The organism is Phormidesmis sp. 146-12 (assembly GCF_052939495.1).
This window is the reverse complement of record NZ_JBJPHS010000048.1, coordinates 1-15,848: the sequence shown is the minus strand read 5'-3', so window position 1 is coordinate 15,848 and position 15,848 is coordinate 1. Positions and strand designations below refer to the sequence as shown.

The window sequence follows — 15,848 nt, the reverse complement described above, 5'->3', positions numbered from 1 at the left end:
AACACTTTGATTCAATGATTCTAGAAGAAGTCTTCCAGGAAATTGGTGTTACAAAATCGCTGCGGTACTTTCCCCTTGCAAACGGCCGTTATGAAGTTAAGCCTGGTTTGTTCCCCTTGGGTACTGACTTTGGTAACGGGCAAGCCGATCGACAGGTGTTTCAATTCGACGAAAATTTTGCTGACTACCGATGTGTCAAGCTGCGCGATCGCTCAGAACGCCTCGAAAAGTATTATCAAACCTGTAACTATTCGGATCACGTAGCCACGGCGATCGCTCGTTTGATGGTTGATCGTCTCACTCACGAACATCCTGATCAGTTCCATCTGCAAATTTCAGAAGACGAATTTACTCTAGACTGCATTCTTACAAACGAGACTTTGCACTTTGACCAAGATCTGAAATTACTGTCAAGTCGCACCTCTGTCACTCCTCCCTATGTCTCTGCTCTCGATGCGCTGGCGGCTCAAATTCAAGAAGATGTGGCGGTGATTTGTCGGACAGGTGATCGAGATTGGCTGAGTGCGATTCATCTATGCGCCCCTAACTATTGGTCGGCAGAGCAAAAAATTGGGAAGACATTTGCAGAAATTCATTCCCCTGTGGCGGGCATGGAGCGAATGAATGTGCGATCGGCGGCGATCGTCAATACGATGATCTCTCATGATCCGTGGGTGCGCTTTGCTTGGGGGCTGACCACCGATACTCGCCTCAATCATCACCCTATCCCGCCGCCTAACATTTCTCAAGCAGTCTGGCAGGGAAGGCAGTTTGATCCGACTGACCCCAAGCTGTATTTGAGAATAGAACGGCAGGTGATCTGGGGATTGCCAGATTTGGAGACGGCCCTGTTTACGATTCGTACTTATTTTTGGGATTGTCAGTCGTTGAATGGAGAAATGCGGGAAAAGTTGAGAGCAGCGATCGCTTCCATGAGTCCTCAGTCACTGGAATACAAGGGATTGTCTAACAGTCAGCAAGCGATATTAACTTGGCTTAAAAACTCAGAATTCAAGTCACCTGATATTGCCTGCGAGTCTTAATTGCCAACGCTAAAACTGAAAAAGTGAGAATACCAGCGAGATAAAATGGGTAAGCATAAGTTTCAGGATGAGATTGATTTACGATCAGTCCAGCGATGACTGGCCCAAACGCATTAGAAACACTTAAATAAGAAGAATTTAACCCCATTACAGTACCTTGTTCTTCAGGTCTAGCATTTAGAGAGATCAACGTGCTAATCATCGGCTGAACTAAAGAATTAAACAGTGAAAAGAATACGCTGACAATCACAAAATAGACAATGTTTGACCAGATTGGCATTATCACAAACGAAAGACTGCGAACAAACAACGCTAAAAACAAAATCATGCCAAGATTGAGTCTACGTGTCAAAAGAGAAACACCTTTTGTTTGCATAAAGACACCCAGAATGCCAAACAAAAAGAACATCATCGTGAGAGATTGATTATCTTGACTCAAAACACTCAAAAAATAAGGCTGGAACGCATAAGTAAACATGGTAAACGTCGTTCCGGTTAAGAAATTAATGATCAAAAGAATCCCAGTTTTGGGAATTGTCAATCCTTTGATCAAGTTTTCTAAACCCAAATCGAAAAGGTTGTGTTCTGTGTCTGCTTTGACTTGTAGCGTTTCAGGCAAAAAGACGATCGTTGTCACCAAAGCAATCAGCGCGATCGCTGCCGACATCATAAATGACGCGCCTAGAGAAATCTGCTGCGCCAACAAACTCAATGCTGGCCCCAAAACGAATCCTAGCCCAAATGCTGCCCCAATAATGCCAAATCCTTTTGCCCGATTTGCAGGCGTTGTCACATCCGAAATGATCGCTTGAGCAACTGACGCATTGCCCCCGGTTATCCCGTCTAAAAATCTCGCAAAAAACAAAATCCCTGCTGTTGTCGCTGTTCCTGCAATTAAATTCGCAACGACAGTTCCGGCTAGACTGATGATCAATAGCGGCTTTCGACCAAAGCGATCGGAGAGTTTCCCAATCACCGGAGTCGCAAAAAACTGAGCGACTGCATAGGTCGAAAACAGCAGGCTTGTCTGAAAATCAGTTAACCCAAATTGTCTCCCGTATAAGTAGAGAACGGGAATTAAAATTGTGAAACTCAGCGCATTGATAAAAGAGATGAGAGCAGTGATCCAAAACGTGCGATTCATACAGTGGGCAGCAATGACAAGGCATACGCACCTTACCACGCATTCTCTGTCTACATCCTCTGTCCAAGAGTGAGAATCGCTGCTCTCATCGGGGCAGATTACACTGCTTTTCGAGGGTCAATGGCTGGAGCGCGATCAACTAGTCGAACCTGATTTTGTTTGACGACCACCGAGACGATCGGCAGCGATCGCTGGGCTGGGCCGTTGGTGACTCGACCTTGACCATCAAACCGTGAGCCGTGACAGGGGCAAACAAACTGCTGGCGATCGGACTTCCATTCCACTGTGCAGCCCAGATGCGTGCAGACCGGCCGAATCGCGTATTCTGCAATTTTTGCCTTCTGAGTGACAACTAGATAAACCAGATCGTCCTTCAACCCTTTGACGGGAATCGGCTGATTGGGTTTTGTCGCCAAAAGAGCATCGGCGCGAATCGGTTTGCCCTTGAGGTCGAGGGCGCTCACTCCCGGAAGATAATCTTTGCAGCGAGAATTGAGCGGGGAAGATGCACATAAAGTCTCAAGACCCACGGTTTGACTCTGACTGGTTTTGGGGAAGAGAAAGCCGATCGTGACCGTGCCAATTCCACCACCAATGAGAGCCTTCAGAAATTTTCGTCGCTGGTTTAGAGTATTCAAGGGTTTAACCAAGATAGAGTTGCGAGGGGTAGCGTAACGCAGTTTTTAGTCGGGCCAGATTGAAGGGTTGCAGCGTCCGAAATGTACCCCTCTCTCCCTAGTGTCGCTGAATCTGTGGTAAGCCGACAGGATTTTAAGCCGCCGACTTTGTGTAGATAGGAGTTGTCTTGTTGCGGGAGATGCAGCGATCGCCAAAACAATGTCATTGCGATCGATTGAAAAACCATCAGCAGACCTTTAAATCAGTGCTTGTTAAAACGCCTGAAATATTTTCTCTAGTCAGCCTTTAAGCTACGATGGGCACTTTAAGGGTATGTGAATTCGACAAATTCTGAGTCCGCGATTCAGCACTTTTGCTTTCTAACTCCCCATTCTGAGCGACTTTAGAGCAAGTGTTCTGACTCAGAAACCATCACAGCAACTCCTTGTCTCGAATCTATGCTAAGCCCAAGTCACCCGTTTTCAACTTTTTGCTCTCTCTAGATCTGCCCCATGACTACTCAGAAATTGACAGATGCCGCCAAAGAGCAATTCTTTCAGCTATCGATCGACTTGCTCTGCATTGCCGGATTTGATGGATATCTGAAACAACTCAATCCAGCTTGGCAAAAGACTTTGGGCTTCACATTAGAGGAATTGCAGTCAACGCCTTTTATCGAATTTGTGCATCCCGACGATCGCGCTGCAACGCTGGCAGAAGCGGAAAAAATCACTCAAGGGATTGAGACAGTCTCGTTTGAAAACCGCTGTCGCTGTCGAGATGGTTCCTATAAATGGCTCTCCTGGGCGGCAACGGCCGTTTCTGAACAACACTTGTTTTATGTCGTCGCGCACGATATCAGCCAGCGCAAACAAGCCGAAGCAGAACTTCAACGATCGCAACAAAAGCTTGCTCTATTGATTCAACAAAGTCCGATCGGTGTGATTGAATGGAACACCCAGTTTGAAGTGGTGGCGTGGAATCTGGCGGCGGCGATGATTTTTGGCTACAGCAGTGACGAAGCGATCGGGCAAACCGCAGAATTTTTGTTAACTGAGACGGCAAAACCTCACGTTGATCACTGGCAACAGCTTCTCACACAAAAAGGTGGCAACCGCAGCACCCATGAGAATCTTACTAAACAAGGAACTACGATCGCCTGTGAATGGTACAACACTCCACTCATTGATGCGGCTGGGCAAGTGATCGGAGCCGCTTCGCTTGTGGTGGATGTCAGCAGTCGGCAACAAGCAGAAATTACCCTTCAGCAAGCCAATGAGAAACTAGAAGCCAGCGTTATAAAACGCACCGTCGAATTGCAGCAGGTAATTGCTCAACTCCAGGCAGAAATCGGCGATCGCACCAAAGCAGAGACTCAACTTCAAAACAGTCAACAACTTCTGCAAAGCATTATTGACAACACCAGTGCCTGCATTTTTGTTAAAGAGTATTTGCACACCGATGGCACCTATCTATTAATCAATCGTCAATTTGAAACGCTATTTAACTGCGATCGCAAACGGCTCAATGGCAAAACCGACTATGATATCTTTCCTCACTCCGTTGCCAAAACGCTGCGGGACAACGATCGACAAGTGATGGAAGGCGGCAACCTGTTTCAGATTGAGGAGACGGTTCCCCATGCTGATGGACTTCATACCAGCGTTGTAGTCAAGGTGCCTCTGCTCAATGATGACAATCAGATCTATGGAATTTGTGGCATTGCAACCGATATTACCGATCGCGTGCGCGGTGAAGAACAACGCCAACAGGCAGAAGACGCGCTTCGTCAGTCTGAATCTCAGCTAAGACAGCAAACCCAGCAGCTAGAACAAACGTTGCAAGACCTGAAACAGGCTCAGGCCCAACTCGTCCAGACCGAAAAAATGTCAAGCCTGGGGCAGCTTGTGGCTGGGGTTGCTCACGAAATTAACAATCCTGTTAGCTTTATTTACGGCAATGTTAACCATGCAGATGAATACACTCAGGATCTGATGCGACTGATTGCGCTTTATCAATCCCACTATCCCGATCCAATCCCTGCGATTGCTCATGAAGTAGACGCGATCGACCTCGATTTTCTTATGGCAGACTTACCCAAGCTAATGGCCTCGATGAAACTGGGGGCAGAACGCATTCAAGAGATCGTCTTGTCACTGCGAACTTTTTCTCGGATGGATGAATCTGACATGAAAGCAGTCAACATTCACGAAGGGATCGACAGCACGCTGATGATTCTGCAAAATCAACTTAAAAAACAACCCAATTATTCTGCGATCCAAATCATCAGAGACTACGGAGAGTTGCCGCTAGTGGAATGCTACGCGGGACAGCTTAATCAAGTGTTTATGAATATTCTCAGTAATGCGATCGACGCGCTCAACGAAGGCAATCGAGATTGGCGAGTAATTCGTATTCGTACAGAAATCGATTGCTCTGATGTCACCATTTGGATTGCTGACAACGGCTGTGGAATGTCACAGAGCGCCAAACAGCGAGTTTTTGATCCATTTTTTACGACCAAGCCGATCGGCAAAGGCACCGGGCTAGGATTGTCTATCAGCTATCAGATCATCACCGAGAAGCATAAAGGCTCATTACAGTGCATTTCATCTCCCGACAACGGGACAGAATTTATGATCAAGATTCCCATTCGTCAAACCTTGGGAGATAATTAGCGATTAGCTGGCTTACTCAAAAACCACCAAAGCTCCAGTCCAATGAGCGCCACGCCTCCCACAATGACTCCTGCTTTGAGAGCGATCGGTTGTTCGATCCGCTTAAACTGACTCGACGAATCCATTGGCATCTGTGGCATCTGTGCCCTGGCTGCTGAAGTAGAAAGCATCATCAAGCCTGCTAAACATCCTAAAACGTTACGTCTGCTCATACTAAATAGTTTCCTGCTATCAAAAAGGGCGTGAATTTGATGAAGTTTCTTCGCTTCGTTGTGCTGTCCTTCTGTCCCCCAAGCTGCCAATTTTGGGAGACTTAAAGACAAGAATTGCAGCGAAGCCTTTCATCAAATTCATATTAAAAACGATGCTGACATACAGATCCGATTAGTATATTTTTTCATCCCTCCTTCCTCCTTCCTCCTTCCTCCTCCCTCCTCCCTCCTCCCTCACCCGAAAGTTTCGCAAACGCAGCGCATTCGTGACCACCGAAACAGAACTCAACGCCATCGCCCCTCCCGCAATCATTGGACTGAGCAACCATCCAAAGAATGGGAATAAAACACCCGCTGCGATCGGAATGCCAGCAATGTTATAAACAAAGGCAAAAAAGAGGTTTTGACGAATATTTCTCATGGTGGCGCGACTCAGTTGAATGGCCGTGACAATGCCCTGGAGATCACCAGAGATCAACGTAATATCACTCGCCGCGATAGCAATATCGGTTCCGGTTCCGATCGCAATGCCGACTTGTGCCTGGGCGAGTGCTGGAGCGTCATTGATGCCATCCCCCACCATTGCGACGATTTTTCCCGCTGACTGTAAGGCGGCAATTTGATCGGCTTTTTGACCAGGGCGCACTTCCGCAATCACTCGCGTAATCCCGACTTCGTGGGCGATCGTTTCGGCGGTTTGACGATTGTCTCCGGTCAGCATGATCACCTCTAAGCCAAGTTTTTTGAGCGATCGGACGACCTGTTTTGAAGACGGTTTGAGCGCATCGGCAATTCCCAACAGTCCCTCAATTTTGCCCTCGACTGCAATCCAGACCGCCGTTTTGCCAGCCGCTTCTAACTGCGCTTTTTGAGACTGCAACAGTTGAGATTCAATGCCGAGTTCTTCCATCCAGCGCTGGGTTCCAATCTGTACCAAAAGCGTTGTGACCCTTCCCTCAACGCCACTGCCCGTGATCGCTGCAAAATTTTCTACCTGGTTCAATTCCACCTCTTGAGACTGAGCATACCGAACGACGGCTGCCGCTAAAGGATGTTCTGACTGATGTTCGATTGAGGCCGCGAGTTGTAGAAGCCTGAGTTCGCCCGTACTTCCCTTCACGGTTATAAAGTCTGTAACGGTCGGTCTTCCTTGCGTTAGCGTTCCGGTTTTATCTAGCACGATCATTTGGATTTTATGCGCCAGTTCGAGACTCTCGGCACCCTTGATCAAAATTCCGTTTTCGGCTCCTTTGCCCGTGCCCACCATGATCGAAGTCGGTGTCGCCAATCCCAAAGCACAAGGACAGGCGATAATCAGCACGCCAACCGTTGTAATCAAAGCCAGCGTCAAGTTTCCGAAGGCGACAAACCAGAGAATGAACGTGGCGATCGCAATGGCAATGACAACGGGCACAAACCAACGAGTGACACGATCGGCTAATCGTTGAATCGGCGCTTTTGACCCTTGAGCTTGCTGCACAAGTTTGACAATCTGAGCCAACATCGTGTCTTTGCCCACGCGAGTCGCCCGAAACTTAAAGCTCCCAGTCTGATTAATGGTCGCCCCGATCACGTCGTCTCCAGCTTGCTTTTTGACAGGCATACTTTCGCCTGTGAGCATCGACTCATCCAGGCTCGAAGCCCCTTCTACGATCTGCCCATCCACCGGAATCTTTTCACCCGGACGCACCACGACGATATCGCCAATCTGAACCGCCTGAATCGGAACCTGCATTTCCTGACCGTTACGGATGATTCGAGCGTCCCGCGCTTGCAGTCCCATCAATTGACGAATGGCATCCGAGGTCTTTCCTCTGGCGCGATGTTCTAAAAACCGACCCAGCAAAATCAGCGCAATGATCACCGCAGCCGCTTCGTAGTAGACTTCTGGCTGCAATCCCTGTGTGACGAAGAAGCCAGGAAACAGCGTGGCAAACAGTGAATAGAGATAAGCGGCCCCCGTTCCGATCGCCACCAGCGTATCCATTGTAGCGGTGTGTCGTTTAAAGGCTTTCCAGGCATTGACAAAAAAAGCGCTCCCACACCAAAATTGCACCGGGGCGGTCAAGACAAGCTGTACCCAAGCATTGTGCAGCCACATCGGAATGAAGGGCACCTGCACCCCCGTCATCATGGGAATCGAGCCAATCACCACGATCGTACTGAGACTGCCTGCCACTAAAATTTGTCGCTTTAGCTGTCGAGAAACTGCCTGACGATTGGCTTGTTCGGACTCGTCTTCGCCAACCTCGTCCCGTTGCGGAAACGCAGAATAGCCCGCCTCGCTGACAGATTTTTGAATGCTTTCTATATCGGTTTTTTGAGGATCATAGGTGACGATCGCCTGCTCAATTCCAAAGTTAACCGTCGCGACGCTGACCCCCGAAACCACTCGAATGGCCGATTCGATCTGGCTGGCACAAGCAGCACAACTCATCCCTTGCAGCTTGAGTGTAATGGTTTCCATGAGTTTGCTCAGATTCAGTTTTAGGTTGAAATGGAACTACGGAGTAACGGTGTAGCCTGCTGCTACGATCGCCGCTTTAATCGCTGTTTCAGGCTGTTGAGTTTCGACTTTGACCTGTTTGGTTCTGGGGTCAGCTTCGACGGTCGCAGTAGCATCAATATGAGCGATCGCCTCAGTAATCGTCGTAACACACGCAGAACAGGCCATATTGGGAACAGTCAGTTGAAGAGTCATGAGGATTTAAGCTTCAGCAATGTAGAGAAAAGTAATGTGGAGAAAAGTAATCTGGAGAAAACCAATCTGCTGACTCCTATTGTTAGGTCTCCAGTAGACTAGAGAGTCAAGGAAGATTGTTAGAGAACTGTTAAATCTTGATGCCCACGAATCGATCGCCAGCATCATCGACACACAAGCGCTTCAGAACTCTTGTCTAATCCTCCCTCATCCCTCATCCCTCTCGCGAAGCGGATTACCCCCAAAGGGGGAACAGATCATCGAAGTTCTCCCTCATCCTCCATCCCTCTTACTGCTCCTCATCCTCCGGCTTTACTGCTCTTCATCCTCCGGCTGCTCCACCTCATCCGTATTCCCATTCTCGTCCGTCGTCTGTGCGGGGGGCGTTACTCGTTGGGTTGGAGGTGTGACCCCCGGCGGCACCGGAGATTGAGGAGTGCTTGGGACAGCCTGAACAGGTGGGGTGACGGGGGCGGTCACTGGTGCAGGGACAGGTTGGGCTGGAGGACTAAAGACCGTTGGCGTGGAGCCATCAAACCCTAACAACGCTGGAGCCGTTCTGTAATAAGTCGCCCAACGTCGCGTATCGGGGCGGTTTTTCCACTCAACTCGGCTGACATCCAGCGTCAAAATCGGAGCCTCTGCCCCCTGATTGCGCCCAATGACAATCACAGAAACCTGACTGATGAGAATATCGCGATCGAAGCTCCTCTGGGCCGCTGCTCTGGCGACCTGCTCGGCTCGCTGCACCAAAGTTTGGTAGGCTTCATTGGGTAAGCGATCGAGTCCCACATCCACCCGTGTCTCATAGGCTCGAACCTGTTGCGGAACGATCGCAGCGTTGATCATCCACAGTCCGCCGCCCCCCAGCAAGATCGCCAGCCCGGTTGCAGAGGTGCCGAGCGAAAAAATGCGCCGAAATTGGAACTGAAGCAGGCGATCGACAATCATTTCAGTGACTCCTCTAAAGGGGTGAGTAGGGATTGAGACTTTAAAGCTTGGGATTTTTGAATTCTTGGTCTGAGAACTTTTTACTTTTAACTCAAAATTCAACACTCAAACTTCAAACTTCCCCACGCTTGCCAAAATATTAGTTCCAGGAAAGCAGATTTTTCTTATTATGTTTGCACGGCGTTCTAAACGTGAGATTTGCTAATTCGTTTGAGGTGTCTGTAATGACCAATCACTGGGCAGTTGCAGTTGGGATCGACCACTATCAGTTTCTTCAGCCTTTACAGTTTGCCCAACAGGATGCACAGGAGTTGTGCGAGTGTTTGGTTAGCGAGGCAGGGTTTTTGCCCGATCGCTGTCTTTTGTTTACCGATACTTCGCCCGAAGTGCTCAACCGATCGACCTATCCGAGTCGGGGCAATCTGCAAGGCTGGCTAGACTATCTCAAAAAAGATCTGGTGCAGCCCGATGATTGGTTGTGGGTTTTCTTTAGTGGCTATGGGGTTTGCTGGCAGGGTCAGGATTATTTGATGCCGATCGAAGCCGATCCGGTGAATGTGTCTGAGACGGGAATTCCGTTGCGATCGCTCTACGACAGTTTGAAAAATTTGCCCACCGATCGCATTCTAGTTTTGCTGGATGTCAATCGCAGTCAGGCGGCCGTGTCGGGCGAAAAATTTGGCATTCAGACGACAGAATTGGCCAATGGGTCTCGGATTCCGACTGTTTTCTCGTCTCAGCCAGAACAGTTTTCTCACGAGTCATCGACATTGGGACACGGCTTATTTACAGCGGCACTGCTCGAAGCGCTGCGATCGCATCAATGTTCAACCCTGGCTAATCTAGAGGATTTTCTCAAAGAGCGGCTGCCCGAATTGTGTGATCATCACGATCGTCCCCCTCAAGATCCCGTTCTGGCGGTCAGTTCACCTGATCAGCTTTATCAAGTCACGACCCCTGTCGATTGGGCAGAAATGGAAGCCTGGAATGATGTTGAGAGCAATCCGTTTGATCTCGAAGCTGATTTTTTTGTGCCGCCGCTGCCCGACGATGACGTGGCTTCTACCAATCCCAATTTAGAACCCAATTTAGAACCCAATTTAGAACCCAATTTAGAACCCGCTGCGCCGATCAATGCCTACCGCGACCCGTTTGACGATCTGCCAGACGAATTGCCAGCGCCCCCAGTCCCCGATCTCGAACTAGAGGAGCCAGTCTTTTCGGACGCTGAACCTAATCTGGCGATCGATTCGCCCCAACTGCCGACCGAGCAGCGACCCCTTGCGGGTAACTCGAAGAGATCGATTCCTGCTGAGCCTGCCCCAGATCAGATGTTTTGGGAGCGAATTCTCTTTGGGGGTGGGGCGGTTTTGCTGCTGTTGTTGTTGGGGGTGCTGTTTCGCAATTGGCAAACGTTTACAGGGCAGCAGACCGCAAACAATCCTTCTCCATCCGTTACGCCCAAATCTACTCAACTGACTACTCCCGGTGGCCAATCTCCTAAGCCAACGACCAAGCCGACGACCAAGCCAAAACCTGTTGCCGTCACGCCTGCAAAAGCGATCGCCTCTCCGACTGCCAAGCCGACTACCGCACCGCCCTCTCAGCCTCAAAATTCTCAAGCGCTGTTGAATGAAGCCCGATCGCTGATCAAGCCCACCTTAGCCTCGGATGCCAACAAAGCGATCGAGCGGGCCCAGCGCATTCCTCCGGGCGATCCGCTTTACGATCAAGCCCAACAGGATATCGATCGTTGGAGTCGAGACATTCTAGAGATTGCTAGAAAACGGGCGGCTGAGAGATCTTTTAGACAAGCGATCGCGGCGGCACAATTGGTTCCTAAAGAGCGTCCCCAGGTGTATGCAGAGGCTCAGAAGGCGATCGCAGAGTGGCAAAAACGTATTCGTTAGATGAATGCCCCAAGGCTATGAGGTTTTTTGCAGCCCAAGCTCGAAGGTTGCCGCATAGCCTTGATCGATCGGAGAAAGCGATAGCAGGAGTTGAGTTCCCCCTTGCTGAAAGATGCCATCTCGATCGTTTCTGACCGATCGCGCTCCCTTTTTGGCATAAGGTTCCTGGGCATAAACTCGATCGCTAATCGCATCATCAAAGTACAGTTGTGACGTGAATTCGTGGCTCTGCTCAGAAGCGGTGCGAATTTTGAAGTGAATATGTACCGTTCGACCTGGATACCACCCTGGATAAATCGTCAAAAATTGAACGTTTCCACTTGCATCGGTGGTTTGATAGCCTCGCAAAAAGTTTTGTCCTTTTGTATCGAAACGAGGATCAGCCACATCTGAATAAATGCCCGAAGCATCACAGTGCCAAATATCGACGATCGCGCCTTTGACTGGGGTACAAAGCTGATCGTTCACCTGAGTCACGCGCAAGTTTAAGCGAAGGGGAACTCCCGCTCTGACCAAACCAGTTTTAGAATCTGAGCGAATGTCCGATCGATTCAGCTTTTCGTCAACAAAATATGGGCCTTCGGTTTGCTGAGGGCGCACAACACAGCCGGGTGTCGTTTGGGATGAGGCAGCGCTGATTTTTCTAGGTAAACAGCCCACGAGGAGAGCAGTGGCCGCCGATCGCATCAGTAGCAGTGCGCTTCGACGATTTACTCTGTGATGAATGAAACGATTCATGAGGTTCATAGTTTTGATGCCCTTGAATGAGTTGAGTGAAATCGCGTGAATTCCACGAAAGTTTTTGCGTTAGTTACAGAGTCGGACTGTTCCACAAATTCCCCATCAGTGACGAAACTATGAACCAAAGATCTTATCCAAAAGTTTGGGGGTGGGGGCAGAGGCACCAATCACCAAAGCGAAAAAACTTCATCAAACTCGCCTATTGTTAAATTGAGTAATTCTCAGGCGAGGAATACAGACCGTTGTTCAATCTCCACAAAATGTTGCATCTTGGCAAGTTTTTGGCGATCGCTTATCTGACCATTTGCCTCGTTTTATTCTTTGCACAGAGTCGTCTCATCTTTGCTCCTTCCGATCGCGATTACAAAAATCTAGCCGCCCTCAATTTGCCTTATCAAGAAGTCTGGCTACCTGTCACCGTGGGAAATGGCAACGTCGAGCGCATTCATGGCTGGTGGATTGGACACGATCGCCCTCTCGCCACGCTGCTCTATCTACACGGCAACGGCGGCAATATCACAGTCGAAGTCAAGGCTAAACGCTTTTATGAATTGGGCTTGTCGGTTTTATTGATTGACTATCGGGGCTATGGGCGCAGTCAGGGCAGCTTTCCCTCGGAGACAACGGTTTATCAAGATGCTCAAGTCGCCTGGGATTACCTTGTCCGAGAACGGCGAATTTCTCCTAAAAAAATTGTCGTGTACGGTCATTCGCTCGGAGGTGCGATCGCCATCCAGCTCGCCAGCCAAACTCCAAACCTCGCAGGATTGATCGTCTCCAGCACCTTCACCTCAATGCAACAAATGGCTGCCCAGGATTGGAAATTTCGGCTGCTTCCGATCGCTCAGATTCTCACCCAAAGATTTGACTCGCTTGGCAAGGTACGACGGCTCAAAATGCCCACGCTCTTCATTCACGGCACGGCTGATGCGCTCGTTCCCGTCTCAATGGCGCAAACCCTTTACGATGCCGCTCCCCAGGCGAAACAACTGCTGCTGATCCCCAATGCCGGACACAACCATGTAGAAGCTGAGTTTGACCAGCCAGAAAATTTGAATGTGATTCGAGACTTTATCAAGCGGGTGGTGAGCGATCGTTAACGTCTGATTCACCAAAGGAAGCACCCCAAACAGTTAGACTAAAAGAATCGCGTTGCAGTACCCAAAGGAGACTGGATGATTAGCCCCGATCAGGTTGAAGCAATGATCAAGTCTGGTTTGCCGGATGCTCAGGTGCAGGTGCAAGATCTGACAGGCGGTGGAGACCATTACCAGGTTACGGTCGTTTCGTCTCTGTTTGAGGGCAAACGGCGTGTCCAGCAGCATCAATTAGTCTACGGTGCTGTCAATCAAGCCATGGCCAGCGAAGCCATTCACGCCCTAGCCTTAAATACCTTTACCCCAGAAGAGTGGTCAGCCGCCGGGCAAAAGGTCTAAAATTCTAAACTTCTGATTTACCGACTATCCACCCATTCTCAGGAGAGAACATGACTCAAGCTACTCACGATCGCATTGATACGCTCGTCAAGCAAAACAAAATCATGGTGTTTATGAAGGGTAACAAGCTCATGCCCCAGTGCGGTTTTTCTAACAATGTGGTGCAAATTCTCAACACGCTGGGTGTCCCTTACGAAACCGTGGATGTGTTAGATGATCCCGAAATCCGCCAGGGCATCAAAGAATACTCAAGCTGGCCGACCATTCCCCAGGTTTACGTGAATGGAGAGTTTGTGGGCGGATCTGACATCTTGATCGAGCTATATCAGAAAGGCGAACTCCAACAGATGGTCGAGGTGGCCCTGGCTTCCTAAACCCCGAAGCAATCTGCGCCTCAAAAAGCGTGACTCAAAAAGAAAGGGTGTGTCGATCGACGCACCCCTTTTATTTATCGATAGTCTGGCTGAGTCTGAGTATTGTCAAAATTAGAGCGATCGTATATGAATCGAGTAATTTCTTCTTCTAAACGATTGATCTGAATTGGCTCAAGCGTATTGCTGTGCCTGAGCGCTGAGAGATAACCATCTAAAAACAGTCGGAGGTCGTCAAACCGATAGCCTCGATTCCACAACTCTACCAAACTGTCAGATAGTCTCTGGTAGTAACGAATCGTTTGCGTGTCTTGCAGCATAGTTAAGTGCTAGAGCGTAAATAATTCTCGAACCAATGAATAGAGTCTAAAAGGCCTGATAGAGGTCTAAGTTGGTTAACTAAAGATTGTTTAATCTTAACATTAAGGGGGTCTCTGCTCCCTGCCTTTGTGAGGATCTATTGGATAGGGATTGAAATTTCTAGCCGCGATCACCGATTATTAAAGTCTATGAAAGTCTGGGTAGCAGTCGTTACAAATCCATGACAAGTGCTTTGATACTCTGAAGAGCAAGCAGTCTGAGGATTAAGCCCCCGTGGGAGCCGTAAATATCCAAATTATCGAAGGGAACCCGCATCTGCGATCGCTACTCGGTTGGCACCTACAGCAGGCGGGACATCAAGTACATCAGTCGGCAGACCTGCATCAAGCGCGAGAGGTCTTTATCAGCCGACAACCCAATCTTGTGATTCTTGATTCAGAGTTACCAGATGGTGACGGGATTGAGTTTTGTCGATGGCTCAGGCAGCAACAGGCGATCGTGCTAATGCTTTCAGCGCGGGCTACGGAGTCTGACATTGTAGAAGGGTTGCGAGCGGGTGCAGATGACTATCTCAAAAAGCCGTTTGGGATGCAGGAATTTCTTGCTAGGGTGGAGGCGTTGACTCGTCGAAGTCGCGTGGCGGCCCCTCCGGCCCATCTCGATTATGGCGATTTGAAGATCGATCTGGTGCATCGGCGGGTGCGCTTTAAGGGTGAGTTGATTGAGCTAACGCCCCAGGAGTTTAGTTTGCTTTATGTTTTGGCGCAGGCCGGAGGAAATCCGCTGAGTCGTCCAGAATTATTGCAACGGGCCTGGCCGGATGCGATCGACAATCCCCGAACGGTTGACACCCATATTCTCTCGCTTCGCAAAAAAGTTGAGATTGATCCCCGTCAGCCTGATCTGATTCAAACGGTTCGCAATGTGGGCTATCGATTGAATCTAGAAGTCCTGAATGCGCCAACTATTCAGAATGGCAATGGACATCGCAAAACGGTAGCGGCTCGAATGGCACTGGGCGATCGGCGGATCTAGGGATGGAAAAAGGGATGAGGGATGAAGCTGTTTCTGAATCTTTCATTTCTTTAAGACTATTTTGATGAATATTCTCGCTCCATTGCAGTTTCATGTGTGACCAGAGGTTGAAGCTAGGAGTGCAAAGCCCGTTGAAACAGGTTAAATAGTATTAGCCTGTTAAGGTGGTGGCTGAAAGAAACAAGGTGATTTTCCATGCAGAAGCTGGTCACAATTTATCTCGATCGAGAAGGTTATCGACGTGGGAAGGAATCACCCAGTGAAAGCCACGGTGTTGTAGAAGAGCATTTAGGAGATTTTTTGGCTGCTGGCTGGCAAATCAAACTAATTACTGCTGGTGGTGGTGGGGTTGCTAGTGGTGGTGGAATTGGTGCTGGTGGGGTTACTGGACTTGGGTGTTGTTGGGTTGTGGTTGTTTTAGAGAAACTCTAATCATAGCTACCAAATAGTGCTGGTTGGCGGAGTTGGCAAGTTGTCAGTGGGGTGTTATGTCCATAACGCTTTACCTTTCGTCTTGCAATTGGTTTAAGTAGGGAGGGAGAGATTTCAGGGTGAAGATTCCAGAAGATGCGGTTATCCCGGATGGCAAGATAACCCATTATTTACTGGTGCAAAAAGCTAGAAATGATAAGGGCTTTGTTGCATGATTAGAAAAACGGTCAGATCCGCATTGGAATAGTCTTGGTA

The 15,848-nt window shown here is 49.0% G+C and carries 17 protein-coding genes; 8 read left to right on the top strand and 9 right to left on the bottom strand.

Annotated elements, in window-relative coordinates; genetic code table 11:
• The first annotated feature begins 14 nt into the window (after nt 1–14).
• Nucleotides 15–1,043 (top strand): heme-dependent oxidative N-demethylase family protein, encoded by a 1,029-nt coding sequence (locus ACKFKF_RS19500; protein WP_446869229.1) that lies wholly within the window; start codon nt 15–17, stop codon nt 1,041–1,043.
• Here ACKFKF_RS19500 and ACKFKF_RS19495 read toward each other — a convergent pair.
• From ACKFKF_RS19495 to ACKFKF_RS19485, 3 genes are all read right to left on the bottom strand, one after another.
• A complete protein-coding gene (locus ACKFKF_RS19495; RefSeq protein ID WP_446869228.1) occupies nt 1,012–2,187 on the bottom strand; it encodes an MFS transporter in 1,176 nt (391 codons plus the stop codon). The two genes, ACKFKF_RS19500 and ACKFKF_RS19495, sit on opposite strands and share 32 nt — an antisense overlap.
• Before the next feature lie 98 nt (nt 2,188–2,285).
• Nucleotides 2,286–2,825: a Rieske 2Fe-2S domain-containing protein gene (locus ACKFKF_RS19490; RefSeq protein WP_446869227.1), complete on the bottom strand. Its 540-nt coding sequence runs from the start codon at nt 2,823–2,825 to the stop codon at nt 2,286–2,288.
• Complete coding sequence (locus tag ACKFKF_RS19485) at nt 2,822–3,052, bottom strand: hypothetical protein (RefSeq protein WP_446869226.1); 231 nt, start codon at nt 3,050–3,052, stop codon at nt 2,822–2,824. The genes ACKFKF_RS19490 and ACKFKF_RS19485 overlap by 4 nt, the downstream gene beginning before the upstream one ends.
• Before the next feature lie 265 nt (nt 3,053–3,317).
• Here ACKFKF_RS19485 and ACKFKF_RS19480 point away from each other — a divergent pair, with 265 nt between their 5' ends.
• Nucleotides 3,318–5,483, top strand: coding sequence for a PAS domain S-box protein (locus ACKFKF_RS19480; RefSeq protein WP_446869225.1), 2,166 nt, complete (start codon nt 3,318–3,320; stop codon nt 5,481–5,483).
• Here the strand turns inward: ACKFKF_RS19480 and ACKFKF_RS19475 are convergent.
• From ACKFKF_RS19475 to ACKFKF_RS19460, 4 genes are all read right to left on the bottom strand, one after another.
• Entirely contained in the window at nt 5,480–5,695 is a 216-nt protein-coding gene (locus tag ACKFKF_RS19475) for a hypothetical protein (RefSeq protein WP_446869224.1), read from the bottom strand. The genes ACKFKF_RS19480 and ACKFKF_RS19475 overlap by 4 nt on opposite strands.
• A gap of 172 nt (nt 5,696–5,867) precedes the next feature.
• Nucleotides 5,868–8,162, bottom strand: a complete 2,295-nt coding sequence (locus ACKFKF_RS19470; RefSeq protein ID WP_446869222.1) for a heavy metal translocating P-type ATPase — start codon at nt 8,160–8,162, stop codon at nt 5,868–5,870.
• 36 nt (nt 8,163–8,198) lie between these two features.
• Entirely contained in the window at nt 8,199–8,396 is a 198-nt protein-coding gene (locus tag ACKFKF_RS19465) for a heavy-metal-associated domain-containing protein (RefSeq protein WP_446859990.1), read from the bottom strand.
• A gap of 312 nt (nt 8,397–8,708) precedes the next feature.
• Entirely contained in the window at nt 8,709–9,347 is a 639-nt protein-coding gene (locus ACKFKF_RS19460) for a hypothetical protein (protein ID WP_446869221.1), read from the bottom strand.
• 224 nt (nt 9,348–9,571) lie between these two features.
• Between ACKFKF_RS19460 and ACKFKF_RS19455 the strand changes: the two genes are divergently transcribed.
• A complete protein-coding gene (locus ACKFKF_RS19455; protein ID WP_446869220.1) occupies nt 9,572–11,257 on the top strand; it encodes a caspase family protein in 1,686 nt (561 codons plus the stop codon).
• Nucleotides 11,258–11,272: 15 nt separating this feature from the next.
• Here the strand turns inward: ACKFKF_RS19455 and ACKFKF_RS19450 are convergent, their stop codons facing one another.
• Nucleotides 11,273–11,995, bottom strand: a complete 723-nt coding sequence (locus ACKFKF_RS19450) for an intradiol ring-cleavage dioxygenase (RefSeq protein WP_446869219.1) — start codon at nt 11,993–11,995, stop codon at nt 11,273–11,275.
• Nucleotides 11,996–12,258: 263 nt separating this feature from the next.
• On the opposite strand from ACKFKF_RS19450, the gene ACKFKF_RS19445 reads away from it, so the two are divergent.
• From ACKFKF_RS19445 to grxD, 3 genes are all read left to right on the top strand, one after another.
• Nucleotides 12,259–13,098, top strand: coding sequence for an alpha/beta hydrolase (locus tag ACKFKF_RS19445; RefSeq protein WP_446869218.1), 840 nt, complete (start codon nt 12,259–12,261; stop codon nt 13,096–13,098).
• 75 nt (nt 13,099–13,173) lie between these two features.
• The gene (locus ACKFKF_RS19440; protein ID WP_446859995.1) at nt 13,174–13,434 is read left to right on the top strand and encodes a BolA family protein; all 261 of its coding nucleotides are present in this window, start codon (nt 13,174–13,176) and stop codon (nt 13,432–13,434) included.
• A gap of 50 nt (nt 13,435–13,484) precedes the next feature.
• Complete coding sequence (gene grxD / locus ACKFKF_RS19435) at nt 13,485–13,808, top strand: Grx4 family monothiol glutaredoxin (RefSeq protein ID WP_446859996.1); 324 nt, start codon at nt 13,485–13,487, stop codon at nt 13,806–13,808.
• A gap of 74 nt (nt 13,809–13,882) precedes the next feature.
• Here grxD and ACKFKF_RS19430 read toward each other — a convergent pair whose 3' ends face one another.
• Nucleotides 13,883–14,125, bottom strand: a complete 243-nt coding sequence (locus ACKFKF_RS19430; RefSeq protein ID WP_446859997.1) for a DUF6761 family protein — start codon at nt 14,123–14,125, stop codon at nt 13,883–13,885.
• Nucleotides 14,126–14,399: 274 nt separating this feature from the next.
• Here ACKFKF_RS19430 and ACKFKF_RS19425 point away from each other — a divergent pair, with 274 nt between their 5' ends.
• Nucleotides 14,400–15,161: a response regulator transcription factor gene (locus tag ACKFKF_RS19425; RefSeq protein ID WP_446869217.1), complete on the top strand. Its 762-nt coding sequence runs from the start codon at nt 14,400–14,402 to the stop codon at nt 15,159–15,161.
• Between the two features lie 195 nt (nt 15,162–15,356).
• Nucleotides 15,357–15,593, top strand: a complete 237-nt coding sequence (locus tag ACKFKF_RS19420; RefSeq protein ID WP_446869216.1) for a hypothetical protein — start codon at nt 15,357–15,359, stop codon at nt 15,591–15,593.
• Nucleotides 15,594–15,848 lie beyond the last annotated feature (255 nt).